This is a genomic window from Dokdonella koreensis DS-123, from assembly GCF_001632775.1.
Taxonomy (GTDB): domain Bacteria; phylum Pseudomonadota; class Gammaproteobacteria; order Xanthomonadales; family Rhodanobacteraceae; genus Dokdonella; species Dokdonella koreensis.
On the sequence record NZ_CP015249.1, the window covers coordinates 2,908,184 to 2,934,459 of the forward strand.

The 26,276-nt window shown below is 65.9% G+C and carries 19 protein-coding genes; 13 read left to right on the forward strand and 6 right to left on the reverse strand.

Annotated elements, in window-relative coordinates:
• Positions 1–104 precede the first annotated feature (104 nt).
• Positions 105–4,076: an RHS repeat-associated core domain-containing protein gene (locus I596_RS11830; RefSeq protein ID WP_190278903.1), complete on the reverse strand. Its 3,972-nt coding sequence runs from the start codon at positions 4,074–4,076 to the stop codon at positions 105–107.
• Between the two features lie 1,022 nt (positions 4,077–5,098).
• Between I596_RS11830 and tfpZ the strand changes: the two genes are divergently transcribed.
• The 6 genes from tfpZ (at position 5,099) to I596_RS11855 (ending at position 11,364) form a co-directional block, all read left to right on the forward strand.
• The gene (tfpZ, locus tag I596_RS11835; protein WP_067648107.1) at positions 5,099–5,839 is read left to right on the forward strand and encodes a TfpX/TfpZ family type IV pilin accessory protein; all 741 of its coding nucleotides are present in this window, start codon (positions 5,099–5,101) and stop codon (positions 5,837–5,839) included.
• Between the two features lie 469 nt (positions 5,840–6,308).
• Positions 6,309–6,779, forward strand: a complete 471-nt coding sequence (locus I596_RS11840; protein ID WP_067648111.1) for a pilin — start codon at positions 6,309–6,311, stop codon at positions 6,777–6,779.
• A 130-nt stretch (positions 6,780–6,909) separates the two neighbouring features.
• Entirely contained in the window at positions 6,910–7,299 is a 390-nt protein-coding gene (locus I596_RS18110; RefSeq protein WP_083965547.1) for a pilin, read from the forward strand.
• Positions 7,300–7,486: 187 nt separating this feature from the next.
• Positions 7,487–9,202: a type IV-A pilus assembly ATPase PilB gene (pilB, locus tag I596_RS11845; RefSeq protein ID WP_067651867.1), complete on the forward strand. Its 1,716-nt coding sequence runs from the start codon at positions 7,487–7,489 to the stop codon at positions 9,200–9,202.
• A gap of 3 nt (positions 9,203–9,205) precedes the next feature.
• On the forward strand, positions 9,206–10,498 hold the full coding sequence (locus I596_RS11850) for a type II secretion system F family protein (RefSeq protein ID WP_067648114.1): 1,293 nt from the start codon (positions 9,206–9,208) through the stop codon (positions 10,496–10,498).
• Complete coding sequence (locus tag I596_RS11855; protein WP_067648117.1) at positions 10,498–11,364, forward strand: prepilin peptidase; 867 nt, start codon at positions 10,498–10,500, stop codon at positions 11,362–11,364. The genes I596_RS11850 and I596_RS11855 overlap by 1 nt, the downstream gene beginning before the upstream one ends.
• Before the next feature lie 130 nt (positions 11,365–11,494).
• On the opposite strand, the gene I596_RS11860 is transcribed toward I596_RS11855, so the two are convergent.
• The 3 genes from I596_RS11860 to I596_RS11870 all read right to left on the reverse strand — a co-directional run bounded on the left by I596_RS11860 (position 11,495) and on the right by I596_RS11870 (position 17,069).
• The gene (locus I596_RS11860; protein WP_083965548.1) at positions 11,495–12,646 is read right to left on the reverse strand and encodes an efflux RND transporter periplasmic adaptor subunit; all 1,152 of its coding nucleotides are present in this window, start codon (positions 12,644–12,646) and stop codon (positions 11,495–11,497) included.
• Positions 12,643–15,840, reverse strand: a complete 3,198-nt coding sequence (locus tag I596_RS11865; RefSeq protein WP_067648123.1) for an efflux RND transporter permease subunit — start codon at positions 15,838–15,840, stop codon at positions 12,643–12,645. The genes I596_RS11860 and I596_RS11865 overlap by 4 nt, the downstream gene beginning before the upstream one ends.
• Positions 15,841–16,055: 215 nt before the next feature.
• A complete protein-coding gene (locus I596_RS11870; RefSeq protein WP_067648126.1) occupies positions 16,056–17,069 on the reverse strand; it encodes an aldo/keto reductase in 1,014 nt (337 codons plus the stop codon).
• A gap of 161 nt (positions 17,070–17,230) precedes the next feature.
• Here I596_RS11870 and I596_RS11875 point away from each other — a divergent pair, with 161 nt between their 5' ends.
• The 5 genes from I596_RS11875 to I596_RS11895 all read left to right on the forward strand — a co-directional run bounded on the left by I596_RS11875 (position 17,231) and on the right by I596_RS11895 (position 20,884).
• On the forward strand, positions 17,231–18,145 hold the full coding sequence (locus I596_RS11875) for an AraC family transcriptional regulator (protein WP_067648129.1): 915 nt from the start codon (positions 17,231–17,233) through the stop codon (positions 18,143–18,145).
• Positions 18,146–18,325: 180 nt separating this feature from the next.
• Complete coding sequence (locus I596_RS11880) at positions 18,326–18,679, forward strand: hypothetical protein (protein ID WP_067648132.1); 354 nt, start codon at positions 18,326–18,328, stop codon at positions 18,677–18,679.
• 2 nt (positions 18,680–18,681) lie between these two features.
• On the forward strand, positions 18,682–19,059 hold the full coding sequence (locus I596_RS11885) for a GntR family transcriptional regulator (protein WP_067651870.1): 378 nt from the start codon (positions 18,682–18,684) through the stop codon (positions 19,057–19,059).
• A complete protein-coding gene (locus I596_RS11890) occupies positions 19,056–19,913 on the forward strand; it encodes an ABC transporter ATP-binding protein (protein ID WP_067648135.1) in 858 nt (285 codons plus the stop codon). The genes I596_RS11885 and I596_RS11890 overlap by 4 nt, the downstream gene beginning before the upstream one ends.
• On the forward strand, positions 19,910–20,884 hold the full coding sequence (locus tag I596_RS11895) for a hypothetical protein (RefSeq protein ID WP_067648139.1): 975 nt from the start codon (positions 19,910–19,912) through the stop codon (positions 20,882–20,884). The genes I596_RS11890 and I596_RS11895 overlap by 4 nt, the downstream gene beginning before the upstream one ends.
• Before the next feature lie 75 nt (positions 20,885–20,959).
• On the opposite strand, the gene I596_RS11900 is transcribed toward I596_RS11895, so the two are convergent.
• Together I596_RS11900 and I596_RS11910 are read right to left on the reverse strand one after the other, a co-directional pair.
• Positions 20,960–21,754: a hypothetical protein gene (locus I596_RS11900; RefSeq protein WP_150132130.1), complete on the reverse strand. Its 795-nt coding sequence runs from the start codon at positions 21,752–21,754 to the stop codon at positions 20,960–20,962.
• Positions 21,755–21,997: 243 nt separating this feature from the next.
• Positions 21,998–23,392, reverse strand: coding sequence for a class II fumarate hydratase (locus I596_RS11910; RefSeq protein ID WP_067648147.1), 1,395 nt, complete (start codon positions 23,390–23,392; stop codon positions 21,998–22,000).
• 133 nt (positions 23,393–23,525) lie between these two features.
• On the opposite strand from I596_RS11910, the gene I596_RS11915 reads away from it, so the two are divergent.
• Together I596_RS11915 and purB are read left to right on the forward strand one after the other, a co-directional pair.
• The gene (locus tag I596_RS11915) at positions 23,526–24,833 is read left to right on the forward strand and encodes a hemolysin family protein (protein WP_067648150.1); all 1,308 of its coding nucleotides are present in this window, start codon (positions 23,526–23,528) and stop codon (positions 24,831–24,833) included.
• Between the two features lie 15 nt (positions 24,834–24,848).
• The gene (gene purB, locus I596_RS11920) at positions 24,849–26,219 is read left to right on the forward strand and encodes an adenylosuccinate lyase (protein WP_067648153.1); all 1,371 of its coding nucleotides are present in this window, start codon (positions 24,849–24,851) and stop codon (positions 26,217–26,219) included.
• Positions 26,220–26,276 lie beyond the last annotated feature (57 nt).

Genomic DNA, 26,276 nt, shown 5'->3' on the forward strand with positions numbered 1-26,276 from the left:
GAGCCATACTTCTCGGCGGGTCATTTATAATTTTTAGATTTAAAATTCCCCCAACGACAAGAAATATGCCGAACAAAAAGAAAATTATTCTTCCCGAACTCATCTCATTCAGAGAAATTAACTGGCATCCCAACACCAAAACCCAGATTCACGCAAATTTCCTCATCGTTCGCAGTGCTCACCCCAAGCCTCCTGCCAATACCAAACGATGCTGTTTCGAATTTGCTGCCAAACAAGGTAATAACAGGGATACGCTCTCTGCAATTCTCTGGCTTGCAACAACGCACAAGCGTGAACCCTACCTCCGGGAGAAGATTGCCATCACTACTCATCTCCCAAGTCGGATACTCCCAATTTATATTCCAAAACCATGTTGCCATGGAAACGAAAGTCCGACAGCCCCTATCTCTGTTGTCAGGAGGCGGAATTATAGGCACATCAGTCCTACAGTATTTTGTGCCGCACATCTGCTCTTTTCCATTGCTGTCAACAAAATTGACAGGAGATGCCTGCACATATGAATACGTACTACTACCCCCTTTTAGTCCAATAGAATCGCTCTCCACATACCGCCCCGTGCCCGGTTCGTAATCGCGGAAGTAGTTGTAATGTAGCCCGGTCTCGGCATCGTAGGCCTGCCCCGGGTAGCGCAGGTTCAGCGTCAGCGGATCGCTGGCCGGCAGCGTCGGCGCGTGCTCGCCGAAGGCGGTGCCGAAGAAATTCCACTGCCAGCGCCAGGCCTTACTGGCCGGATCGACCGCCAGCCGCGGCGTGCCCAGGTGATCGGTCTCCAGGTACACCAGCGCGCCGCCGGCATTGACCGCCACCGGCAGGTCATCCAGGTAGAGGTATTCCTGCAGCTGCGGCGCCGTACCGAGCCCGCCCAGGCTGTCCGTCAGGCTGTACAGCCGCCTGCCGGCCTCGTCGTAGGCCACGTCCTCGCGCGTGGCCGTCCGCAGCTTGGTGACCCGCTCGCCACGGCCGTTGTACTGGTAACCGATCGTCTCGCTGCCGACGGTCGCCGTCGCCAGCCGGTTGCGGTCGTCGTAGGTCATCGCCGCGAACGGCGCTCCGGTCAGGTTGCCGTTGGCGTCATGGGTGCGGCTGACGCCGCCGACGCTGGCGAGGTGGTGCGTGCTGGCGGTGTACGTGTACGCCTCGGTGGGGTTGGTCCCGACCGTCTTGCCGAGCCGGTCGCCGGTCGGGCCGTACGTGAACGCCTCGATCAGGTCGGCGTTGCCGTCGCGGACTTCCTTCAGCCGGTACAGCCGGTCGTAGCCGTAGGTGATCTTCGGCGTCGGGCTGCCGATGGCATCGGTACCGGCAATGATGTTGCCCATCACATCGACGGTCAGCTCCAGGTTGAGGCCACCGGTGACGCTGCTGGCGACGTGGTCGATCGCGTAGTCCTGGTCGTAGGTCTTGGTCAGCGTACGGCCGTTGCCGAAGGTCAGCACGTTCAACGGACCGAACGGGTAGTAGGTCGCATTGCTGACGACTATCTGCGGCGTGGCACTGGCGTTGGCCTTCCAGGTCAGGCCGGTCACCTGCCCGATCGCATTGCGCGTGTAGCTGACGATGGCGCCGCTCGGGTAGGTCAGGCCGGCCAGCCGGTCGGCCTTCGTCCAGGTGTAGCTGACCGTCAGCGTGGTGGTGCTGGTGACCTGGGTCTTCTTCGTGATGTTGCCGCGGCGGTCGTAGCAGTAGGTGGCGCTACCGCTGGCGTCGGTGATCCGCGTCAGCCGCCCGGCCGGGTAGGAACCGCTGCAACCGGTGGTGCCGTCGGCCTGGTCGTAGGCGAAGCTCGTGTCCAGGCTGCTGGTGGGGTAGCTGATGCCGGTCAGGCGATTGAGGGCATCGTAGGTGTAGGTGGTCGTGATGCCGCGGGCGTCGGTCTGGGTACGGCGATTGCCGGCGGCGTCATAGGTATAGGCGGTGCTGCCGGTGTCCGGGCTCGACAGGCCGGTCTGATTGTTGAGGCCGTCGTAGGTGTAGCTGGTCGTCAGGCCGTCCGGGTCGGTGACGCTGACCAGGTTATCGCGCGCGTCGTAGCCATAGCCGGTGGTGGTGTCGCGGGTGGCCGGATCGGGCCCCAGGTAGTCCTGGATCGTCTGCGTCAGCCGGTTCAGCGGGTCGTAGCTCTGCCGCGTCTCGACACCGAGCCCGTCCACGCTCTGGGTGGGGTTGCCGTTGAGGTCGTAGCCACCGACGGCCGGCCAGGTCTGGGTGGCCTGGCTCTGGGCGTTGAGTTGGGCGGTCAGCTGGCCGAGTTGGTCGTAGGTCCGCCGCAGCGTGCGCGTGACCGCGCTCGCGCCGGTCCGCGTCTCCTCGATCCGCCGGTTACCGGCGCCGTCCAGGCAGTCCGCCGTACCGGCGCCGGCGGGGCAGTAGTCGAGCGTGTTGCCGAGGTTGTCGGTGACGCTGACCAACCGGTGGGCGGTGTCGTAGCCGTAGTCGAGGTAGCTGCCGTCCGGCTGGGTCACCCGGGTGACGTTGCCGACGGCGTCGTAGGCCAGCGTGGTGGTGGTGTCGTCGGCGGAGGGGAGCCCGCTGGCATTGGCGCGCACCGTGCGTGTCAGCAGCCAGCCGCGCGAGTGGTACGTGAAGTCGCTCAGCGTGCCGTTGGCGTCCTTAGCTCGCGTGATGCGGCCGTTCTTGTCGTAGCTGACGGTCTCGGCGACCTGGCCGAGCGCATTGGTGACCTTCCATAGGTCGCCCTTGCGGTAGCTGCAGGCACCGGCGCTGGCGCAGGTCGGATCTTCGGTCTGCCGGTACGTATAGGTGGTCAGGTCGTCGAGGCCGCCCATGCCCGGATCGGCCGTGGCCCGCGGGCCGTTGACCGACAACAGCAATCCGACCAGCGGGCAGGTGCCGGCCGTGACGCCACCCGACTCGCAGTAGGTCATCACCGTGCGGCGCACCTTCGCGCCCGCCGGCGGCGCCGTGGTCGCGCTGCAGGTGTAGGCCATCGCCGCGGTATCGGCGGGGTCGAGCTCGCAGGCGGCCGTCACCTGGCCGCGGGCGTTGTAGGCCCATTGCGTGCGCGCCTGCAAAGCGCTGGCAGCGTCATAGGCGCGCTTCTCGGTCGGCACGTTCAGCGTGCTGTGCCAGTCGGTCTGCGTCGTGCGCTTGGCCGAGCCGGGGCCCGTCGCCGTGGCCGCCTCGATCCGCTGCGTCTCCAGGCCGCGTGTGTTGTAGCTGTAGTCGGTGACGGTACCGCCGTAGTCGGTCGCCTGGTCGCGGTTGCCGTTGGCGTCGTACGTCACGCTGGTGCTGGCGATCACCGACGAGCAGGTTGCGTTCGCGCAGCGGTCCTCGCCGGCGTCGCGCAGGATGCCGTTGACGGCAGCGAACTTCTTGCGCCGCGTCTGGCCCAGGGCATCGGTCGTGCGCGTCCACGACGTCGCCGTCATGTAGTTACCCGAGAACACCAAGGTCAGCTTGTTGGCATTCGCGTTGCCGTGCCATTCCTCATAGGCGCGGCCGCTAGCGTCGTACTTGTACGACGCGTAACGGTTGCCATTTTCGTCAACGATGCCGGTCAACCGCTCCCAATAGGAGTTGGAACCCGCAGCATAACCCGGCTCGTTGTACAAATACCCCCGGGTAGACGGACTAACTCCAGGGCGATCGACGAATGCCAAGCGCTTCCATTTATCGTAGCGGTACTCGGTGACTTCCCCATCCGGGCCAATCATCTGTGTAATAAGCGAGTGCGCGTCGTAGCGCAACTCCAATGCACGCCCGGTCCAGTCCTGGACCTTGATGAGTAGACCCGAAGCCGGCGCTACCGAAACCGGTGTCGAACCATCGCTGTAGGTCAAGGTCGTCACCAGCCCGGCCTTGGTCGTGATCGACTGCAGCCTGCCGGTATCGTCGTATAGCTCCACCGTGTCTGCGGCATCGACATAGCGCCAACCGGTTGTGATACCGCCGCTGGTCAACTCGATCAAGGATTCGGACTTGTCGTTGCGACCCGCCCAGATACCGCCAACCCACTTGAAATGGCGGTAGTCGCCGTTCGGCTGAACGACGTAGGCTACTGATTCCTCCGAAGGAGAGGCCGCCAGTTGCACTACGACACTACGCTGCCATACGTGACGCCAAACAGCACCAAAACCATCTCTTGGCAAATCTAAATGGGGAGCACTGTAGAACCCAACACTAGAATAATAGCGAGCAAACTCAAGCGATGAGCTGCTCGCAGCCATCAAATCAAACTCAATCTGTGTCTTTTGTCCGCCCGCGCACTGAATAGGATTGCCTACCGGGCAAGCCTCCGGCTTGTATCTAATACAGGACTCGACCCCATTATAATAATGATGTGAATATCCAGATGAACAATAAACATAACGCACACAACTAGACTCGGCCCTACCAGGACGGAGCGCAGGAGTGCACATTCCGCTACCCCAATTAAAAAATGCGTAGGTCACATCTTGCCGGAATCGCATATTGACATCCAGCCCCATATCCTGCGCACGGGGCAATATTTCTATGCGATTACTCCGATAAGGGCCATAGCAAAGAACGGTGTCACCCACTGTGCCTGGCGGATATTTAACTGGCGCGTACGCATCGGCGAACGCCCATGCCTCGTCTATGCTGCATGTCTTTATGACATCTCCGGGCCCAATACCTTGGCCGTTATCGTAATACCTGCAAGGTGCGCTGCTGACCAGCATATCCGGATAGTTGCTTCCACACTCCCAAGGAGTTGCTTCGGGCCCTCGACACTCGGCCGCCCCGCCATTTATGAAGCAATCTTGCGCATAGGCAAGTTGAGACCCATCCCAAAAGAAAGTTACAACAATCAATATCAGCGTCGCACGCACTCTTCCTAAGAATTCGCCCGCCGCCATTGAACAAATACTCATTGCCCCCCCACACCGATTCAGAACAGAGCAAAAACTTGGATGAACTTGCCACAGCCCCCTCAAGAGAGCAACCGATAAGAAACTGGGTCACGCGGAAACAGGACGTCACCCCGTCAGACCAAAAAAAACCGCCTCCCCCAGCAAACGGAGCCACGCCCTCTTGAAATCGAGCGCTACAACCTGTTTATGCTTCACATCCCCAGAACGACGATCTCTCGCTCATGTCCCGCTGGAAAGCCGCCTCCATCCACCTGTGCATCAGCCTGGCGATTGGCTTGATCGCCGCCCTGTTGATCTTCGGCGTCTGGTATCCACCCCCGTATGCACAGGCCGCCGGCGCCAGTCATCTTGTCTTGCTGCTGCTCGGCGTGGACCTGCTGCTCGGCCCGTTGCTGACGCTGGTGGTGTTCAAGGCCGGGAAGAAGAGCCTGCGGTTCGACCTCAGCGTCATCGCGCTGGTACAGATCGCGGCCTTGGTCTACGGGCTTTCCATCGTCGTGCGTGCACGCCCGGCCTTCATCGTGGGCGCTGATGACCGCTTCACGCTGGTCTCGGCCTATGAAGTCGATGCGGCGGATCTGGCGGATGGGCGCGCTCCGCTTTTCCAATCAGCATCATGGACGGGGCCCCGCTTGGTGGCAGTGCAACGGCCGACAGCTGAAGAGGAAAAGAAGGCCCTGACCGACGACCTCTTCCGTGGCAAGGATCTGGAGTACCTGCCGCGTCACTACGTCGATTACGAGCAGGAGGCGCCGAATTTGGCTTCTCGCGGGCGCCCGCTGGCCGAACTACGGAACAAGCCGGGCGGCTCCGCCGTTCTTGATGCCTGGTTGGAGCGCAGCGGACGCAAAGAGGCTGACGCCGTCTACGTCCCGCTTCGCTCGTCCACGAGCGGATTGGCGATGATTCTGGAGCCCCGGAGCGGGAAGCTCCTGGATGTGCTCCCCATCGACCCCTGGTAGTCGAAGCGCGCCGTCACGCCCGTGCCCGCTTCGCCCCCGGCCGCCTTACCGCGTATGCGAGCCACCGATTGCTCACCGTTACGCACCGGCCTGACACAAGATGTCACTTTCTGACGATCCGCGCGCTCCGTGTCATGCCCTGCCGGAATGCCCAGAGGGCTGAGACGGGATGAGGATGCTGCGGTGCAGCGCACTGTGATGCAGACACCTTTTTGCAACGATCCGGACGCCCAAGCGTCACCTGAAACATCGGACAATTTATTGATATATATGGTTTTATTTCTCCTCTGACAGTTTGTAACGACTGCATCGCGCTTTTCTGAACGGGGTTGGCATACATGCTGCACCATACCCAGCACGCTTCCGGTAGCAGTCGAAGCGGGCGATAGGGAGGCATCACCGCCCGGCAGGGACCGGAAGGAACTCAGGGGATATCCGGATCAGATCTTTTTTCCAAGAGGAAACATCCATGAACTTCAAGAAGACCCAGGGCTTCACGCTGATCGAACTGATGATCGTCGTTGCGATCATCGCCATCCTGGCGGCCATCGCCATCCCGCAGTACCAGAACTACGTCATCCGTTCGCAGGTTTCGCGCGTGATGTCGGAATCTGGCCAGCTTCGTACGGCCATCGAGACCTGCATCAACGAAGGCCGGACCGCGATCGGCAACGCTGCCGGCGAGTGTGATCCGGGTGCGACTGGATCGAACCTTCTCACTGGCGGCAATGCCGCTCCCGGCGTGACCGTTCCTGCCACTGCCGGCACCGCGCAGATCACCGATCCGCTTACGGATGCCAGCACGATCGTTTCGACCTTTGGCAACAATGCCAATATCTCGATCGCCGGCGATGACCTGACCTGGACCCGTGATGCTTCGGGTGCGTGGGCCTGCAGCACCGGTGTCGATCCGAAGTGGGCGCCGACCGGTTGCCAGTAAAACTCGCAGAACAAGCTAACCTGCTGATTTGATTGGCAGGCCAGGCTTCCAGAAGGCCCCCGAATACGGGGGCCTTCTTTATTTTCCTTACTGGCATGAAATCTGCTGCGCCACGCCAAAGGGGGAATAAATGAGCACTCGAGGATTTACGCTCATCGAGCTGATGATTGTTGTCGCGATTCTTGCAATCCTCGCGACAATTGCCATTCCAGCGTATCAAGGCTATGTCGCGCGCTCAGTTGCGGTGTCTGGGCTTGCCGAGATAGCGCCAGGAAAGGCCGGGTTTGAAGCCAAGATCAACGACGGAATCACATCCTTCACGCTTGGCGACATCGGTCTCGCTGCGACGACCGATCGATGCGACATCTCCTTGAATGTCGCCACCGGCACGATCACCTGCCTATTGAAAGGCAATCCACTGCTTGGCGGCACAACGCTCATTCTGACCCGGGCGAGCGGGGGCGATTGGAGCTGCTCTTCCACGGTACCGGCACCGTACAAACCTAGCGGCTGTTCGTGAGCCCGAGGCGCACTGCTTCCTCAGGCGCACTCCATAGCGCTCCGCGAAGCCGGGCCCTTGCCGCACGCTCCTCGCCTTGTGGATGACGTGACGATTTTTGTGATGCACATGGTTCTACGTGACCCCGGTTTGCGGTAGATTCAGCCGATCCGACAGGGGCTTGCGTGACCTTCTTATGGCTGTACCGATGAATACGGCGGCGCTGGCGGGCCTGAGCGGCATCGCCCGGCGTTTGGTGGCCGACGGCATCCTCGGCGAGAACGAAGCGCGCAAGGCCGCCGACGAAGCGGCCCGCCAGCGCATCCCGATCGGCCCCTGGCTGATCGAGCACGGCCTGGTCGGTAGCGGCCTGGTGGCCCAGGCGACCTCGGCTGAGTTTGGTATCCCCTTGATCGACCTTGCCGGCATCGACGTCACCCAGGTGCCGATCAAGCTGGTCAAGGAGGAACTGGTCACCAAGCACCGCGCCCTGCCGTTGTTCAAGCGCGGCAACCGATTGTTCCTTGGTGTGTCGGACCCGACCAACCTGCGTGCGCTGGACGAGATCAAGTTCCAGTCCAACCACAGTGTGGAGCCGATCCTGGTGGACGATGCCCTGTTGGACCGGGCGATCGACCAGGCACTGACGGCCACCAACGCGACGCTGGAATCCCTGGGCGACGACGAGGGTCTGGAGAACCTGGACCTCGGCGGTGTCGATGGAGACGAGGCCGAAACCGGCGTCGACGCCAACTCCACCGAGGACGCCCCGGTGGTGCGCTTCATCAACAAGGTGCTGGTCGACGCGATCAAGCGCGGCGCCTCGGACATCCACTTCGAGCCCTACGAGACCGCCTACCGCGTGCGCCTGCGCATGGATGGCATGTTGCGGGCGGTCGCCTCGCCACCCGTCAAGCTCAACTCACGCATCGCCTCGCGCCTGAAGGTCATGAGCGGCCTGGACATCGCCGAGAAACGGGTGCCGCAGGACGGGCGCATCAAGCTCAACCTGTCCAAGACCAAGTCGATCGACTTCCGCGTCAGCACCTGCCCCACGCTGTTCGGCGAGAAGATCGTGCTGCGTATTTTGGATGCCGCGGCGGCCAAGCTCGGCATCGACAAGCTGGGCTACGAGGAAGACCAGAAGAAGCTGTTCCTGGAAGCGATCGAGAAGCCCTACGGCATGGTGCTGGTCACCGGCCCGACCGGCTCGGGCAAAACGGTATCGCTCTATACGGCGCTCAACATCCTCAACGTGGAGGGGCGCAACATCTCCACGGTGGAGGACCCGGTCGAAATCCGTGTGCCGGGCATCAACCAGGTGCAGCAGAACGCCAAGCGCGGCATGACGTTCGCCGCAGCGCTGCGCAGCTTCCTGCGCCAGGACCCGGACGTGATCATGGTCGGCGAGATCCGCGACCTGGAAACCGCCGAGATTGCGATCAAGGCCGCGCAGACCGGCCATATGGTGCTCTCGACCCTGCACACCAATGACGGTCCGCAAACGATCTCGCGCCTGATGAACATGGGCATTGCGCCCTACAACATCACCAGTTCCGTGACGCTGGTGATCGCCCAGCGGCTGGCGCGGCGCCTGCACGACTGCAAGCGGCCAGCCAACATCCCTGCACCCGCCCTGCTGGCCGAAGGCTTTACCCAGGCCGAGATCGACGCAGGACTGGACATCTTTGAAGCGGTCGGCTGCAACGGCTGTAACGAGGGCTACAAGGGCCGCCTGGGCATCTACCAGGTGATGCCGATGAGCGAGGACATCCAGAAGATCGTTCTCGCCGGTGGCAACGCCATACAGATTGCCACCGAGGCCAAGCGCATCGGCATCAACGACCTGCGTGCCTCGGCCTTGCTCAAGGTCAAGAACGGGCATACCAGCCTCGCCGAAATCAATCGCGTCACGAAGGACTAAGCCATGGCAACCGTCACCGCACTCCGAGCGAAACAGGCCAAGGCCCAGGCCGACGCCCGATCAAAAGTGGCCCGGGAGCGCGCAAAGGTCAGTGAGCTGCAGACCTTTGTCTGGGTCGGCTTGGACAAGCGCGGCACCAAGATCAAGGGCGAGACCAGCAGCAAGAACGCCAGCTTGGTCAAGGCGGACTTGCGCAAGCAAGGCATCAACCCGCAAACCGTCAAGCCGAAGCCAAAACCCTTGTTCGGCAAAAGTGGCAGCTCGATCAAATCTCGCGAAATCGCCATTTTCGCGCGCCAGCTGGCGACGATGATGGCGGCCGGCGTGCCGATGGTGCAAGGCTTCGAGATCGTCGCTGGCGGCCAGAAAAATCAGCGCATGAAGGACATGCTGACCAACATCAAGACGGACATCGAGGGCGGGTCGGCGCTGAACGAGGCGCTTGGGAAGTATCCCGTGCAGTTCGACGAACTGTTCCGCAACCTCGTTCGTGCCGGCGAGGCCTCCGGCGTGCTCGATACGATTCTCGACACGGTCGCAACGTACAAAGAAAACATCGAGAGTATCAAGGGGAAAATTAAGAAGGCAATGTTCTATCCGGCTGCTGTTATCGCAGTTGCCATCATCGTCTCTTGCGTCCTCTTGATCTTTGTTATTCCCCAGTTCGAAGCCGTATTCAAAGGATTTGGAACCGACCTCCCAGCTTTTACGTTGATGCTGGTAGCGGCGTCTGATTTCCTTGTCGAATGGTGGTGGGCTTTACTGCTTGTCCTTGTCGGCGCGATTACTGCTTTTGTCTTTACGATAAAACGATCGACAAAATTCGAACATCTTGTCGGGCGGCTCATGTTGAAGATTCCAGTCGTGGGAGAAATCCTGCGGCAATCCGCCATAGCCCGCTACGCACGTACGCTCGGCGTCACGTTCAAGGCGGGTGTTCCTCTGGTGGAGGCTCTCGATTCCGTGTCCGGCGCCACCGGCAGCCCGGTCTACAACGAGGCGGTCAAGCGCATCCGCGATGACGTCTCGGTCGGCCATCAGCTGCAACTGGCAATGAAGCAGACGGACCTCTTTCCCAACATGGTCACGCAGATGGTCGCGATCGGCGAAGAAGCCGGCGCGCTCGACGCGATGCTGTTCAAGGTGGCCGAGTTCTACGAAGAAGAGGTCAAGAACGCCGTCGATGCGCTGTCCAGCCTGCTGGAACCGTTCATCATGGTGATCATCGGCGTGGTGGTCGGTGGCATGGTCATCGGCATGTACCTGCCGATCTTCAAGCTCGCGTCTGTCGTTTGATGGGTGACTACGCCTGGCTGGCGCAGCCTGCGCCGCTGATCGTGCTGTGCGGGCTGCTGGGCCTGATCGTCGGCAGTTTTCTCAATGTGGTGATCCTGCGCCTGCCGGCGCGGCTGGAGCATGGCTGGCGGCAGCAGGCGCACGAGTTCCTCGGCACTGTGCCGACCGCGGAGGCAGCGCCGCCAGACCTGGTGGTCACGGCGTCCCATTGCCCGCACTGCAAGCACCGGCTGGCCGCCTGGGACAATATCCCGCTGCTCGGCTGGCTGTTGCTGCGCGGGCGCTGCCGCTACTGCAAGGCGCCGATCTCGATCCAGTACCCGCTGGTGGAACTGCTGACGGGCGTCGCCTCGGCGGTGATCGCCTGGCAGCTCGGCTTCGGCTGGCCGCTGCTGGCGGGGTTGGTCTTCACGTGGATCCTGATTGCGGCCAGCGGCATCGATTTCCGCACCCAACTGCTGCCGGACCAGCTCACCCTGCCCTTGCTGTGGCTGGGCCTGCTGATCGCCCTGCTGCCGCTGTTCGTCGATGCGCCGACCGCCATCCTCGGCGCGGCGATCGGCTACCTCAGCCTCTGGTCGGTGTTCTGGCTGTTCAAGCTGCTGACCGGCAAGGAGGGCATGGGCTACGGCGACTTCAAGCTGCTGGCCGCACTGGGCGCCTGGATGGGCGCGGCCAGCCTGCTGCCGATCATCCTGGTCTCGTCGCTGATCGGCGCGATCATCGGCGGCACGGTGCTGGCGGTGCGCGGCAAGGACCGCTCGACGCCGATCCCGTTCGGCCCGTTCATCGCGGCGGCGGGCTGGGTCTGGTTCGTCTTCGGCGATCGCCTGTCCGTTCTCTACGCGAGCCTGTTCGGGCTCTGACCGGCACGGTCAACGGTATCCACCGATAGGTCAACCGCGGCGCCTGCTGCTTGCCGCAGCGAATGCCGGCACCCGACCGCACCGCCGGTGCCGGTCCTCACGCTGAGCCGGCTGGAAAGCCCCGGCGGTTTCAGGACGCCCCGGCCGGCCGCGCGCGCACCGCTGCGCCCGGGCGCAGCAGCGCGTTGGGATTGGCGATCACCGCCTCGCCGGCCTTTACGCCATCGAGGATCTCGACCTCCGGTCCCAGGTTGCGCCCGACGACCACGGGGCGATGCGTCAACGTGGAATCGGGACCGATGGCGGCGACCCGGGCACCCTGGGCGTCCTGGATCAGGGCGCTGATCGGGATCAGCGCGGCCTGGCCTTCGCGCGGCAGGCTGAGGCGGACCTCGCCTACCATGCCGGCGGGCAGCCGGTTGCCGGGATTGGGCAAGCGCAGCTCGACCCGCATGCCGCCGGCGCCTTCGGAAATGCTCTGCGCGCTGCGCGTGATCTCGGCCGGCAGCGCAGTGGTGCCGAGTTCGGGGAAGTGGACCTGCGCCTGCTGGCCGGGACGCACCTGCAGCACCGCGCTCTGCGGCACATCGACGGTGATCCGCAGCGGATCGAGTGCGGCCAGCTCGAACAGCGGCGAAGCGCCGGACTGGTCGCCGACGACCCGATCGCCCCGCTCCGCACTGCGCGCGACGATGACGCCGGCGAACGGGGCGCGCACGGTCTGGAAGCCCTTGCGCTCGCGAGCGCTGGACAGACGCGCCTCGGCGGCGGCGCGCGCGGCCTTGGCGACGTCGAAGGCGGCACGGCGCTCGCTGTGGGTCTCCTTGGCGATCGCGCCGGTGGCGATCAGCGTGTCGGCACGCTCGAAGTTGACGCGTGCCAGTTCCTCGTCGGCCCTGGCCTCGCCGAGGCCGGCTTCGGCCTCGCGGACGGCCTGGTCGATCTCCGGTGCCGTGATGACGGCCAGCACCTGTCCGGCCTCCACGCTGTCGCCGAGGTCGACACGGCGCTCGGCCAGGAAGCCGGTCGCGCGCGCATAGATGCGCGCGGATTCGCCCGGCATCGCGCGCGCGGGCAGGCGCAGCTCGAAGCTGTCGCCGGCCGGCTTGGCGTCGACGGTGAGGACTTCGGTCACCGTGGCCGGCGCGGTGGGCGACGGGGCCGGCGGCTCGGCGCCGCCGGTGCTGCAGGCCTGGAGCAGCAAGCCGGCCAGCGCGCCGAGCACGGCAACGGAAAGACGCGCCGGGCGCAGGCCGATCGGGGACGGGACGGAAGGCTTCATGGGGTCACTCCGGTAGGGGCGAGCGCAGTATCCGCGGCAGCGGCAGGCCGTTCGGCACGGCCGCGACGACGACCGAGCACGGCGAGCAGCGACGGAACGAGAATCAGGGTGGCCGGCGTGCCGAACAAGAGGCCGCCGATCACCGCGCGGCCGAGCGGCGCGTTCTGCTCGCCGCCATCGCCCAGGCCGATCGCCATCGGGACGATGCCGAGCACCATCGCACTGGCGGTCATCAGTACCGGTCGCAGGCGTACCGCGGCGGCCTCGTAGGCGGCGACGACCGGATCGTGGCCGGCGGCGATCAGGTCGCGGACGAAGCTCGAGACCAGCACGCTGTTGGCGGTGGATACGCCGATCACCATCATCACGCCCATCAGTGCCGGCACGCTGAGCGGCGTGCCGGTGGCCCACAGGCCGATGGCCGCGCCACTGATCGCGATCGGCAAGCCGGACATCGCGACCAGCGGCAGGATCCACGACTGGAAGTTGACCACCAGCACCAGGAATACCAGCACCGCCGACATCAGCAGGCCACCGGCCAGCTCGCTGTAGGCGCTCTGCATGGCCTCGGCCTGGCCGGCGATCTCGATGCGGTTGCCCGGCTTGAGCTGCGGGCGGACCTGGTCGGTGATCGCGACGAGGCGGTCGTAGACGGCACCGAGGTCGGTGCCCTGCACGTTGGCGAGCACGCTCACCGTCGGCGCCAGCATGGTGCGCCCGAGGCTGGCCGGCACGCTGCGCGGCGTCACCGTGGCGATGTTGCGCAGGAGCACGGCCTCGCCGTTGGTCCCGATGCGCAGCGGCGTGTTGAGCAGGGTCTCGATGCTGTCCAGGCTCGACGGCGGCGCCTGCACCTGCACCGTGTACGAAGTGGCGCTGACGCTGTCGACCCAATAGACCGGCGTGACCGTGCCGGCCGAGCCGAGCACGGCCAGCACGGCACGGTTGGCGTCCTGCGCGGTGATACCGAGCTGGGCGGCGCGACTGCGGTCGACCTGGATACGGTACTCGGGCAGGTCCAGCACCTGCCGCAACGCCACGTCGACGGCGCCGGGCACCTCGCGCAGGCGCTGTTCGATCGTGCGCGCGGCGGCCAGGTTGCCGGCGCTGTCGCGGCCGTTGATGCGAATCTCGAAAGCGGCGACCGCGGAGCCGGCCAGCGTACGGCTGGTGGCGTCGGGCGGACGCTCGAACAGCTTCACGTCGGGAAACTTCTCGGCGATCCGCTGGCGGATCTGCGCGAGGTACCCGGCACTCGGCGCGTGCGGGCTGCGCAGCTGCAGCATGATCTCGGCCTCGAACGAGCCGACTACGGCGCTGTCGACCCAGGCCAGGTTGACCGCATCGGGAATGCCGATCTGCTCGTAGACGGTCTGCAGCTCGGCCGGCGGGATGATCTGGCGGATCTCGCGCTGGATGTCGGCCAGCCGCATCGAGGTCTCCTCCAGCCGCGTGCCGGTCGGCAGCCGCACCTGCAGCCGCAGCTGGCCGGCGTCGACGGCCGGAAAGTACTCGCGCCCCAGCGACAGCGTCGCCAGGCCGCCGAGAGCGACGATCAGGAGCGCGCCGATCCCGATCACCAGGCCGTGCGCGCCGAGCCGCTCGAGCAGGGCGTGATGGCGCTCGCGCAGCGCATCGAGGGTGTGCTCGAAGCGGTGGTTGACGGCCAGCAGCAGCTTTTCCGCTCCCCAGCGCGGGTTGCGCCGGCTCTCGACATCGGCCGGCAGCAGCATCAGCGCCAGCACCGGGATCAGCGTGCGCGACAGCAGGAACGAGGCGGCCATCGCGAAGATCACCGCCAGCGCCAGCGGCGTGAACACCCAGGCCGAGAGGCCCGACAGCAACAGGATCGGCGTCAGCACGATGCAGATCGCGATCGTCGAGACGAACTCGGGAAAGACCACCTCGCGTGCGCTGTCGAGGATCGCGGTGGGCACGTCCTTGCCGAGCGCGATGTTGCGATTGGTGTTCTCGACGTCGACCACGGCATTGTCGACCAGGATGCCGATCGCCAGCGCCAGGCCGCCGAGCGTCATGACGTTGAACGTGTAGCCGAGCAGGTTGAGCATCGCCACCGACGCGAGCAGCGCCAGCGGGATCGCGCTCAGCACGATCAGGCTGGAGCGCCACGAGCCGATGAACACCAGCACGACGAAGGCGACCAGCAGGCCGACCAGGACTGCCTCGTGCTGGATCGAACCGATCGCGTTGTCGACGAAAACGGACTGGTCGAAGATCGGCTCGATGCGCGTGCCGGCGGGTGCGGAGGCGATGATCTCCGGCAGCCGCGCGCGTACCGCGCGCACGATCTCCACGGCCGAGGCGCCACCGAGCTTGATCAGTGCGACCGAGACCGCGCTGGTGCCGTCCATCCGCGCGACGTTGGTCTGCAGGGCACCGCCGTCGCGCACGGAGGCGACGTCGCGCACGTAGATGACGTTGCCGTCGCGGGAGGCGATCGGCAGATCCAGGAAGCCGGCCGCGGTCTCCGGACTGGTTTCCAGCGCGATCTGCATCTCGCGCTCGCCTTCGCGGATCGTGCCGGACGGCAGCGTGGAACTGCCGCGCTCCAGCGCGGCGGTGACGTCGGCCGGCGTCAGGCGGTAGGTCTGCAGGCCGCGCGGATCGAGATCGACCATGATCTGGCGCGCGGCACCGCCGTACGGCAGCGTCATGCGGATGCCGGGGATGGTCTGGATCTGCGAGCGCAGCTGCAGGCGGGCGTAGTCGTAGAGCTGCGCCTCGGTCATCGCATCGGACGAGAGCACCAGCTGCAGCACCGGTGTGCTGGAGACGTTGTTGCGGACCACCAGCGGCGGCGACGTGCCGGGCGGCATGCGCCGCAGGATCGTCTGCGAGACTGCGGTCAGCTGCGCCAGCGCGCGCTCCAGGTTCACCCCGGTCTGGAAATCGATACGGACGATGCCGACGCCGTTGAGCGATTCGGAACGGACTTCCTTGAGGTCGTCGACGTTGTTGAGGATCGCGATTTCCGAGAACGAGGTGATCTTGGCGGTCATCTCCGCCGCCGGCAGGCCGGTGTAGGTCCAGATCAGGTTGACCGAGGGGATGCCGACCTCGGGCAGGATGTCGGTGGGCATCCGGCGCGCGGCCAAGGTACCGAACAGCAGGATCAGGATCGCCAGGACGCCGATGGTGTAGCGGCGTGCCAGCGCGTATTGAACGATCCACATGTCGGCATCTCCGCTATACGAGGTTAGGGCTCATGGTGCGTCGCAGGAGTTACAGCCGGTGCTGCTGGCTTCCGGCCGTACCGTCCGCGAGCTTGCGCGGGACTCAGCGCTGCTGCGCCACACAATAAACAGATGAACAAAAGACAACGCAGGAAGTTTCTTCCGTGCCGGGAAAGGCTCCCTTTCGACGGGAGCCAGAGTCACGCATCACGCCGCTAGCGATCGATATAGGCCATCCGATCGGCCGGATAGCGCGCACCGACGACCGGCCTGTGCGCCAGCACGGCATCGATGCGCGTCCGCTCCTCGGCGTCCAGCGTGATCTGCGCCGCCGCGAGATTCTCTTCGAGGCGCTCGATCCGCCGCGTGCCCGGGATCGGCACGATGTCCGGCCCGCGGTCGAGCAGCCAGGCCAACGCCAGTTGGGCCGGCGTGCAACCGCGCGCCGCGGCAATCGCGGCCAGGGCATCGGCCAGCGCGCGGTTGGCGGCGAGGCTGTCCGGCGCGAAGCGCGGCAAGCCGCGCCGCCAGTCGCCCGGCGGCAGGTCATCGGCCTGGCGGATCGCCCCGGCCAGGAATCCGCGCCCGAGCGGGCTGTAGGCAACCAGCGCCACGCCGAGCGCGCGGCAAGCGGGCAATGCATCGGCTTCGACCTCGCGCGTCCAGAGCGAGTACTCGCTCTGCAGGGCCGCGATGGGGTGCACCGCGTGCGCTCGGCGCAGCGTGGCGCCGGAGGCTTCGGACAAGCCCAGATGACGTACCTTGCCGGCGGCCACCAACCGGGCCATCGCGCCGACGGTGTCCTCGACCGGGACGGCCGGGTCGATGCGATGCAGGTAGTACAGGTCGACATGGTCCACGCCGAGGCGCCGCAGGCTCGCGTCGCAGGCGCGGGCAACGTAGTCGGGCCGGCCGTTGAGGCCGGTCACCGTGCCATCCGGCGCCCGCTCGAAGCCGAACTTCGTCGCCAGGACCACCTCGGACCGGCGCCGCGCGAGCACCTGGGCCAGCAGGCGCTCGTTGGCGCCGTTGCCGTACATGTCGGCGGTGTCGAGCAGGTTGACGCCCCGGTCGAGCGCGCGGTCGAGCACGGCCAGGGAAGCGCGCTCGTCGGCCGGCCCGTAGAAATCGGACATGCCCATGCAACCGAGCCCGAGCGCCGCCACCTCCAGGTCCGCGATGCGGCGACGCGGAATGGAAGGGACCCTGGGCGCCTGCGGCGGATTCATGGCCGCCACGGTAGCGGCCCGGCGACGCGACCGGGTAGACCATTGCTGGCCGATCCTTGCCCGATCCTGCTTTTCGCGGGCCGAGGCGCGCCCGCCCGGCGGCGCCCGGGGCAATAATCGCCCTGCCCTCCGCGCCCGCCACAACGCCAAGGAATCAGCGCATGTCCGCCGACTCGACGTTCTCCACCGCGATCCCGGCTGCCCAGGCCGAGCTGGCCCGGCGCATTGCCCGATTCGCGCCAGGCGATGGTGTCCACGACACCGCGGTGCCGGCGCTCAAGCTGATCCGCAGCAGCACGGCGACGGCGTGCACGCCGAGCGTCTACGAGCCGCGGCTGTGTATCGTGGCGCAGGGCAGCAAGATTGCCCTGCTCGGCGGGGAAACCTACCACTACGATCCGCTGAACTACCTGGTGGTGTCGGTCACGCTGCCGATGGTCGGCCAGGTGATCCAGGCCTCGCCCGAGGAGCCGTACCTGTGCCTGCGGCTGGACGTCGATCCGGACATGCTCGGCAGCCTGATCCTGGACACGGGCCCGTCGCCGGCCACGGCGATCGATCGCGGCCTCTATGCGGCACGTGCGCATCCGCAGCTGCTCGATGCCGTGCTGCGGTTGATGCGGATGCTCGATTCGCCGGCGGACCTGCCGGTGCTGGCGCCGCTGGCGCTGCGCGAGATCTTCTACCGCGTACTGGTCGGCGAGCTGGGCCACCGCTTGCGCGACCTGGCGACGGCCGACAATCGCTCGCACCGCATCGCCCGCGCCGTGCATCTGCTGCGCCAGCGCTACCTGCTGCCGGTCAGCATCGATGCGCTGGCCGGCGAGGTGCACATGAGCACCTCGTCGCTGCACCGGCAGTTCAAGGCGGTCACCGCGATGTCGCCGCTGCAGTTCCAGAAGCAGCTGCGCCTGCACGAGGCACGCCGCTTGATGCTGGTCGAGGGCATCGAGGCCACGTCGGCGGCGCATCGCGTCGGCTACGAAAGCGCCTCGCAGTTCAACCGCGAGTACAAGCGCCTGTTCGGCGCCCCGCCGCGCTCGGAAGTCGAACGGATCCGCGCCATCGCCGGCTGAGGCCACGCCGGCTCAACGCACGGCGCCCTTCCCGGACGGCGCCGCATGGCCCGAAAGCCGCTCCGAACGGCCCGGCCGCACCACCCTGTGAGGAAAAACCAATCACCCCTTGACGCCCGCGGATTTGGTGTTATAGTTAACTACAACACTACTTCATCAACCGCCTCCAAGGAGGTCGCCATGTCCGCCCGCCTCATTCCCGCCCTGCTGATCGCTACCGGCCTGCTGGTCCTCACGATCGGCATCTCCGGCATGCCGCACCGCCCTGCCGCTGCCCATTCCGCCGCCACCATCCCCGCCGCGCTGCCGGTCCTGCCGACCGTGCTGGTCCGCCCGGACATGGAGGTGATGCCCGAAGTCGTCGTGCAGCCCACCGCCGAGGAACTGGCGGCCGCCAACGAGGAACCGGGTGCCCGCGGCCATGCGTCCACCCTGCCCGCCAGCCGTGACGGTCTGGTCGGAAAGGTCTCGCTGGACATGCCCTACTACTCGTTCGGCAAGACAAGCCCCTCGCGCGCGTCGGTCAAGGAGTGACCATGACCGTCGCCTGGAACGATTCGACGCCGATCTATCGCCAGCTACGCGACCGCGTAGTGGCGATGATCCTGGACGGCGTTCTCAAACAGGGCGATGCGCTGCCTTCGGTGCGCCAGGTCGCGGCGGATTTTCAGATCAATCCGATCACCGTGTCCAAGGCGTACCAGGAGCTGGTCGACGAAAATCTGGTTGAAAAACGACGGGGGCTAGGCATGTACGTTACCGACGGGGCGCGCAAGGCGCTCCTGCAATCCGAACGCGATCGCTTCCTGAGCGAGGAGTGGCCGGCGCTCTATACACGCCTGCAACGGCTGGGCCTTGACCTGGCCGAATTGATGGCCGAAGCCGCCAAGCACGGCCAGGAAGGCCGGTCATGAGCGCGGTGATCCATGCCCGCGGTCTCAGCAAGCGCTACGGCAGGGCGACCGCTCTCGACGCCGTCAGCATCGACATCGAACCGGGCCGCATCGTCGGCCTGATCGGTCCCAACGGCGCCGGCAAGACCACCGCGCTGAAGGCGATCCTCGGCCTGACCGAATTCGACGGGGAACTGTCGGTGCTCGGCCTCGACCCGCGTCGCCAGCGCAGCGAACTGATGCAGCAGGTGTGCTTCATCGCCGACGTCGCCGTGCTGCCGCGCTGGCTCCGCGTCAGCGAAGCGGTCGATTTCGTCGCCGGCGTCCACCCGCGCTTCTCGCGCGAGAAGTGCGAAGCGTTCCTGGCCCACACCAAGATCAAGCGCACGATGCGCGTACGCGAGCTGTCCAAGGGCATGATCGTGCAGCTGCACCTGGCCCTGGTCATGGCGATCGACGCCCGCCTGCTGGTGCTGGACGAGCCGACCCTGGGCCTGGACATCCTCTACCGCAAGGCCTTCTACGAGACCCTGCTCAACGACTACTTCGACGAGCAGAAGACGATCATCGTCACCACTCACCAGGTCGAGGAGATCGAGCACATCCTGACCGACCTCATCTTCATCCGCGACGGCAAGATCGCCCTCGCCGCCACGATGGACGAGGTCGCCGACCGCTACGCCGAGGTCATGGTCAATCCGGACAAGGCCGACCAGGCGCGCGCGCTGGGGCCGATCAACGAGCGCCAGATCTTCGGCAAGTCGATCTTCCTGTTCGACGGCGTCGAGCGTGCCCGCCTGGCCGCACTCGGTGAACTGCACAAGCCCAGCGTGGCCGACCTGTTCGTGGCCACGATGAAAGGAACCTACGCATGAACACGTTTTCCTGGTTGCTCAAGCGCGAATACTGGGAGCACCGCGGCGGCTTCTTCTGGACGCCGTTCTGGATCACCGCGACGATCCTGATCTTCACGCTGCTCGGAATCCTGTGGGCCGAGATCCACGGCAGCCGCATGGGCGTCAACATCGGCGTCTCGCTGGACTCGATCGCGCAGATGGTCGCTTCCGGGCAGATCGAGAACGCCGGCAAGGCCCTGGACGTCGCCTACCTTTCGTTCGCAATGGTGCCGTGTATCGCCCTGTTCTTCGTGCTGTTCTTCTACCTGCTCGGTGCGCTGTACGACGACCGCCGCGACCGCAGCGTGCTGTTCTGGAAGTCGCTGCCGGTCGGCGATGCCGCGACAGTGCTGTCCAAGGTCGTCAGCGCGATGCTGGTCGCGCCGCTGCTCGCCCTGCTGGTCTCGACGGCGGCCTACGCGCTGTTCCTGGTGCTGATGAGCATCTGGGTGTCCTTCCACGGCGTCAACCCGTTCACGCTGCTGGCCGCCTCGCACCCGTTCTCGATGTTCGGCCGCATGCTGCTGACGATCCCGGCCGATGCCGCCTGGGCGCTGCCGACGATCGGCTGGTTGCTGTTCTGGTCGGCCTTCGTGCGCAGCAAGCCGTTCCTGTGGGCGGTGATCCTGCCGGTGCTGGCCTTCATCGCCAACAGCTGGATGGGCGCCCTGGGACTGCCCAACATCGACCGCTCGGTGATGCTCAACGATGTGCTGGCACGACTGTTGTTCGGCATCGTGCCCGGCTCCTGGCTCAGCGAGGGCGGCTTCGGCTGGATCAACCGCAACGCGTCGATGCTGCAGAACGGCGTCTTGCTCGAAAGCCTCGCGCCGGCCCGTGTCTATGCGCTGTTCGGTACGGCCAGGATGTGGATCGGCGTGGTCGTCGGCGCGGTCCTGATCGCGGCCGCGATCTGGTTGCGCGGTCGCCGCATCGAGACAGCCGCCTGACCGGCACCTGCCGCGGAACACGGCAGGCCCGGTTCGATTCGAGACGATGCCCGCACGGATGCGGGCATTCGTTTTTCAGCGGAAGCCCGAACGCGTGACCTGATACTTGTTGCCGCCTTCCTTGACGATGCCGTTCTGCTCCAGATTCAGCTGGCCTTCCAGCCAGAACCGATCGAGGCTGCCACCGTCGCGCCGGACGATCACGGCGGCCCCGTTGCGCACGTAGACCGTATCACCGGTACGCAGATCGCTCGGCTTGAGCCGCGAGCGGATGCGACGGTTGTCGTTGTAGGCCTTTTCGAGAAAGGCACGTTCCTCGGCCACGTCCGACGGTTCGGCGAAACGGTCGAACACCGGCGGCCTGATCGGCTCTTCCGGCGCCGACGCGACCGGCGCGGGTGCCGGCGTGGGTATGGACGGACGCGCCGGCACCACGGCGGCGGCCGGCGCAGTCGGCGGCGGCGGCGGTGCCACCACCGGCGGCGGAGCGGCGGCCGGCGCCGGTGGCGGCGGACGCTCGGCGGGTAGCGGCGTCCGCGCGACCGCAGGCGCGGTCTCCGGCCGCGGCGGTGGCTCGGCCGGGGCCGCTTCCACACGCAGGACCACGTTCTCGTAGAACCCGTCGCGCAGGACGATCGTGAGGCGACTGCCGCCACCGGCGCGAAGCTTCGCGGCGATCGCACCATGCCAGTACTGCGGCGCGGTCACGACGACACGCTGGCTGGCAGCGGCCGCCTCGCGTCCGATGCCGGCCAATCGCGCATCGGCGGCACCGGACGTCAGATCCTCGCCCTTGATGTCGACGCTTTGTTGCGCCGACACGCTGCCTGCGGCCAGGGCGACCGCCAGCACCAAACCTCTCATCTTCATCACACCCCCTGTTTCATCTTCATCGAAAGATCCAAAGCATCATGTCCGGCACCGATCGCAAAGACCTGTGCCGGACGCCACGGACCATCCGATGGCCGGGGGCGGCGGTATCCGCGGCTGGCGCGACCTTGCGCGGCACGATCCGATCAGCGATCGAACCGCGCCGCAGCGCCTGCGCCGCGCACCTGCCGCAGGCTGCCCGCGGGCCGGAACCGCGCCCGGCGACCGGTGCCGGGACGAGGATCAGCCGCCCGCGGATCCGCCGTGAATGCCACCCTTGGTCAGCGCAGCCGGATCGAGCAGCTCCTGGAGCTGCTTGCGCGGCAGGCCGGTCGTCTCCAGTGCCACGTCGAGAATCGGCCGGCCTTCCTTGTATGCCTGCTTGGCGGTCGCAGCCCCCTTTTCATACCCGATCACGGGATTGAGTGCCGTGACCAGGATCGGATTCTTGTCGAGTGCTTCCTTGATGTGATCCTCGCGGACCTTGAACCCGGCGATCGCCTTGTCGGCCAGCGCGACCACCGCATTGGCGAGGATCTCGATCGACTGCAGCAGGTTGTAGGCGATCACCGGCAACTGCACGTTCAACTGGAAGTTGCCGCTCTGGCCGCCGATCGTGATCGTCAGGTCGTTGCCGATCACCTGGGCGGCGACCATCGCCATCGCCTCGGGGATCACCGGATTGACCTTGCCCGGCATGATCGACGAGCCCGGCTGCAGCGCCGGCAGCTCGATCTCGCCGAGGCCGGCCAGCGGACCGGAATTCATCCAGCGCAGGTCGTTGGCGATCTTGGTCAGCGTGACCGCCAGCGTCTTGAGCTGGCCGGACAGCTCGACCGCGGCATCCTGCGAGCCGATACCTTCGAAGTAGTTGTCGGCCGACTCGAACCTGACCTTGGTCATCCGCGTCAGCTCGGCGGCGATGCGCGGGCCGAGCTCGGCATCGGCATTGATGCCGGTACCGACGGCCGTACCGCCCTGCGGCAGGCGGCGCACGCGCTTGAGCGTATCGGTGATGCGCTCGATGCTGGAACGCACCTGCGCCGACCACGCGCCGAGCTCCTGGCCGAAGGTGACCGGCATCGCGTCCATCAGGTGCGTGCGACCGGTCTTGGCGACCTTGCGCAGCTCCTTGGCGCGCTTGTCGAGCACGGCCTTGAGGTGCGCCAGCGCCGGCAGCAGCTGCTCGCTGGTGGTCAGCACCGCGCTGACCTGGATCGCGGTCGGAATGACGTCATTGGACGACTGGCCGTTGTTGACGTCGTCGTTCGGGTGCACCTTGGTGCCCGCCGCCGCCGCGACGTGCGCGATGACCTCGTTGGCGTTCATGTTGCTGGACGTGCCGGAGCCGGTCTGGAACACGTCGATCGGGAACTGCGCGTCGAACTCGCCCTTGGCGACCCGCTCGGCCGCCTTGCGGATCGCCCGGGCATGCGTCTTCTTCAGGTGGCCCAGATCGGCATTGGCCTGGGCCGCGGCCGACTTGATCAGCCCGAGTGCACGGATGAACTCGCGCGGCATCGTCAACCCGGAAATCGGGAAATTCTGGACGGCGCGCTGGGTCTGCGCCCCGTAAAGCGCGTCGGCGGGCACCTTGAGTTCGCCCATGCTGTCGCGCTCGATCCGGTATTGGCTCATCGGGAGTTCCTGCGGTTTCGGTAGGTGGTAGAGGGGCGCCGATTATAGCCGTCCGTCCCGATCCGCCGCCCCCGACGGGGTGCGGGGGGCGCGCAATGCTAGAATCGGTGGGCCATTCCCGTTATCTCGGTCCATGCTGGGGAACCTGCTTTACCTTCTCGCCGCACTGCTGCTGGTCTTGCTGAACGGCTTCTTCGTCGCGGCCGAATTCGCCCTCGTCAAGCTGCGTCACACCCAGGCTGCCGGGCTCGCCGCCCAGCACGGCTGGCGTGGCCGCATCCTGCTCAACGTGCACGAGCACCTGGACGCCTACCTGTCCGCCTGCCAGCTCGGCATCACGCTGGCCTCGCTGGGACTGGGCTGGATCGGCGAGCCGGCCTTCGCCAGCCTGCTCGAGCCGCTGTTCGCCCGCTTCGAGATCGGCCCCGACAGCGCGCACATCATCGCCTTCGTGATCGCGTTCACCGTGATCTCGTACCTGCACATCGTGCTCGGCGAGCTGGCGCCCAAGTCGATGGCGATCCGCCGGCCCGAACGCATGTCGCTGTGGACGGCGGCGCCGCTCTACGCCTTCTACTGGCTGATGTACCCGGCCATCTGGCTGCTCAACGCGAGCGCCAACCGCATCCTGCGCGGCGCCGGGCTGGATGCCCATAACGAGGAGCAGCAGTACAGCCGGGACGAGCTGAAACTCATCCTCCACGCCAAGCGCGCCGCCCGCAGCGGCCGGCCGGTCGGCGAGGAGTTCCTGATGATGAGCCACGCACTGGAGCTACCCGAACTGGTCGCCGGCGACCTGATGCGCACCCGCGACCAGCTCGCCTACCTGCACCAGGGGATGACGCTGGAGGAGGTTCTGGCCTCGTTCCGCACCGCGCGCTACAGCCGCTATCCGTGGTTCGACGAGGAGGAGGAGACCGTACAGGGCATCCTGCACGTCAAGGACCTGCTGCAGGCGGTGACCGAGAACGACGGCCACGTCGAGGACATCCCCGCCCTGCTGCGGCCGGCGGTGACCGTTCCGCTCGAGGCACCGGTACTGGACATCCTGCGCCGCTTCCGCAGCGGGCATACCCATATCGCGCTGTGTGCGGAGGAGTCCGGTCGCATCGTCGGCTTCTTCACGATGGAGGACGTGATCGAGGTGATCGTCGGCGACATCGAGGACGAGCACCGGCGCAGCGGCCCCGGCGCGCCGCAGCGGGCGCCCGACGGCTCGTTCTCGATCTCCGGCGGCCTGCCGATCTTCCGCCTGGAGCGGATGCTCGAACGCGACATCCCCGCGCCCGTCCACGTCAATTCGGTCGGCGGCCTGATCATCGACCGGCTCGAGCGACTGCCCGCCGAGGGCGAGACGCTCGCCTTCGACGACTTCGACCTGATCGTGCGCAAGATGCAGGGCGCCCGCATCAAGACCATCACCGTACAACCCCGAATCTAGGTACCGGAAAGTCCCATGAGCGACAACGCCGCGCTGTTCGCCCTTTCGCCGCTCGACGGCCGCTATGCCGGGAAGGCCGAGTCCCTGCGTCCGATCTTCAGCGAGTTCGGCCTCATGCACCGGCGCGTCCAGGTCGAACTGCGCTGGCTGCTCGCGCTGGCCGACGAGCCGGCGATCGCCGAAGTGTCGCCACTGCCGGCCGACGCGCGCGCGCGCCTGCTGGCGATCGGGGAGGACTTTTCCGCTGCCGACGGCGAGCGGATCAAGACGATCGAGCGCGAGACCAATCACGACGTCAAAGCCGTCGAGTACCTGATCAAGGAGAAGATCGGCGCCGACCCGACGCTCGGAGCAGCCAAGGAATTCGTGCATTTCGCCTGCACCAGCGAGGACATCAACAACCTCGCCTACGCGCTGATGCTGCGCGATGCGCGCGACGCGGTGCTGCTGCCCGCGCTGGACCGGCTGACCGCTACGCTGCGCCAGCTCGCGCACGACCAGGCGGCGCAGCCGATGCTGTCGCGCACCCACGGGCAGACCGCCTCGCCGACGACGCTCGGCAAGGAAATCGCCAATGTGGTGGCCCGGCTCGACCGCCAGCGCCGGCAGCTGGCCGCGGTGGAGCTGACCGGCAAGATCAACGGCGCGGTCGGCAACTACAACGCGCACGTGGCGGCCTATCCCGACGTCGACTGGCCGGCGTTCGCGCAGCGCTTCGTCGAGGGCCTGGGGCTGGTCTTCAATCCCTACACCACGCAGATCGAGCCGCACGACTGCGTCGCCGAGATCGGCGATGCGATCCGGCGCATCAACACGATCCTGATCGACTTCGCGCGCGACGTCTGGGGCTACATCTCGCTGGGCTACTTCCGGCAGGCGCTCAAGGCCGGGGAGGTGGGTTCCTCGACCATGCCGCACAAGGTGAACCCGATCGACTTCGAGAACGCCGAAGGCAATTTCGGCGTCGCCAACGCGCTGTTCGAGCATTTCAGCGCCAAGCTGCCGATCAGCCGCTGGCAGCGCGACCTGACCGACTCGACCGTGCTGCGGGCCGTCGGCACCGCCTTCGGCCACACGCTGATCGCGCTGGACGCGCTGGCCAAGGGCGTGGGCAAGCTCAAGGCGGATCCGGCCCGGCTCCACGCCGATCTGGACGCCAGCTGGGAAGTGCTGGCCGAAGCCGTGCAGACCGTCATGCGCCGCTACGGCCTGCCCAATCCGTACGAACAGCTCAAGGCACTGACCCGCGGCCAGGGCATCAGCCGCGAGGCCTTGGGCGCCTTTGTCGAGGCGCTGGATCTGCCGGAAGACGCCAAGGCCCGCCTGCGGGCGCTGACGCCGGCCACCTACGTGGGGCTCGCCGAGCAGCTGGCGCGGGCGGTCTGATCGCAGCCTTCCCGGGCCGCCCCCGCAACGGGCGGCGGCCGCCGGGAAGCCGGAGCC

What these genes read in the sequence shown, in the direction of transcription:
- I596_RS11870 (WP_067648126.1), bottom strand. Translation starts at nt 17,069, where the DNA reads ATGAATCCGCCGCAGGCGCCCAGGGTCCCTTCCATTCCGCGTCGCCGC.
- I596_RS11910 (WP_067648147.1), bottom strand. Translation starts at nt 23,392, where the DNA reads ATGAGCCAATACCGGATCGAGCGCGACAGCATGGGCGAACTCAAGGTG.
- tfpZ (WP_067648107.1), top strand. Translation starts at nt 5,099, where the DNA reads ATGTCCCGCTGGAAAGCCGCCTCCATCCACCTGTGCATCAGCCTGGCG.
- I596_RS11885 (WP_067651870.1), top strand. Translation starts at nt 18,682, where the DNA reads ATGACCGTCGCCTGGAACGATTCGACGCCGATCTATCGCCAGCTACGC.
- I596_RS11860 (WP_083965548.1), bottom strand. Translation starts at nt 12,646, where the DNA reads ATGAAGCCTTCCGTCCCGTCCCCGATCGGCCTGCGCCCGGCGCGTCTT.
- I596_RS18110 (WP_083965547.1), top strand. Translation starts at nt 6,910, where the DNA reads ATGAGCACTCGAGGATTTACGCTCATCGAGCTGATGATTGTTGTCGCG.
- I596_RS11900 (WP_150132130.1), bottom strand. Translation starts at nt 21,754, where the DNA reads ATGAAGATGAGAGGTTTGGTGCTGGCGGTCGCCCTGGCCGCAGGCAGC.
- I596_RS11865 (WP_067648123.1), bottom strand. Translation starts at nt 15,840, where the DNA reads ATGTGGATCGTTCAATACGCGCTGGCACGCCGCTACACCATCGGCGTC.
- I596_RS11850 (WP_067648114.1), top strand. Translation starts at nt 9,206, where the DNA reads ATGGCAACCGTCACCGCACTCCGAGCGAAACAGGCCAAGGCCCAGGCC.
- I596_RS11840 (WP_067648111.1), top strand. Translation starts at nt 6,309, where the DNA reads ATGAACTTCAAGAAGACCCAGGGCTTCACGCTGATCGAACTGATGATC.
- I596_RS11915 (WP_067648150.1), top strand. Translation starts at nt 23,526, where the DNA reads ATGCTGGGGAACCTGCTTTACCTTCTCGCCGCACTGCTGCTGGTCTTG.
- purB (WP_067648153.1), top strand. Translation starts at nt 24,849, where the DNA reads ATGAGCGACAACGCCGCGCTGTTCGCCCTTTCGCCGCTCGACGGCCGC.
- I596_RS11875 (WP_067648129.1), top strand. Translation starts at nt 17,231, where the DNA reads ATGTCCGCCGACTCGACGTTCTCCACCGCGATCCCGGCTGCCCAGGCC.
- I596_RS11880 (WP_067648132.1), top strand. Translation starts at nt 18,326, where the DNA reads ATGTCCGCCCGCCTCATTCCCGCCCTGCTGATCGCTACCGGCCTGCTG.
- I596_RS11890 (WP_067648135.1), top strand. Translation starts at nt 19,056, where the DNA reads ATGAGCGCGGTGATCCATGCCCGCGGTCTCAGCAAGCGCTACGGCAGG.
- pilB (WP_067651867.1), top strand. Translation starts at nt 7,487, where the DNA reads ATGAATACGGCGGCGCTGGCGGGCCTGAGCGGCATCGCCCGGCGTTTG.
- I596_RS11855 (WP_067648117.1), top strand. Translation starts at nt 10,498, where the DNA reads ATGGGTGACTACGCCTGGCTGGCGCAGCCTGCGCCGCTGATCGTGCTG.
- I596_RS11895 (WP_067648139.1), top strand. Translation starts at nt 19,910, where the DNA reads ATGAACACGTTTTCCTGGTTGCTCAAGCGCGAATACTGGGAGCACCGC.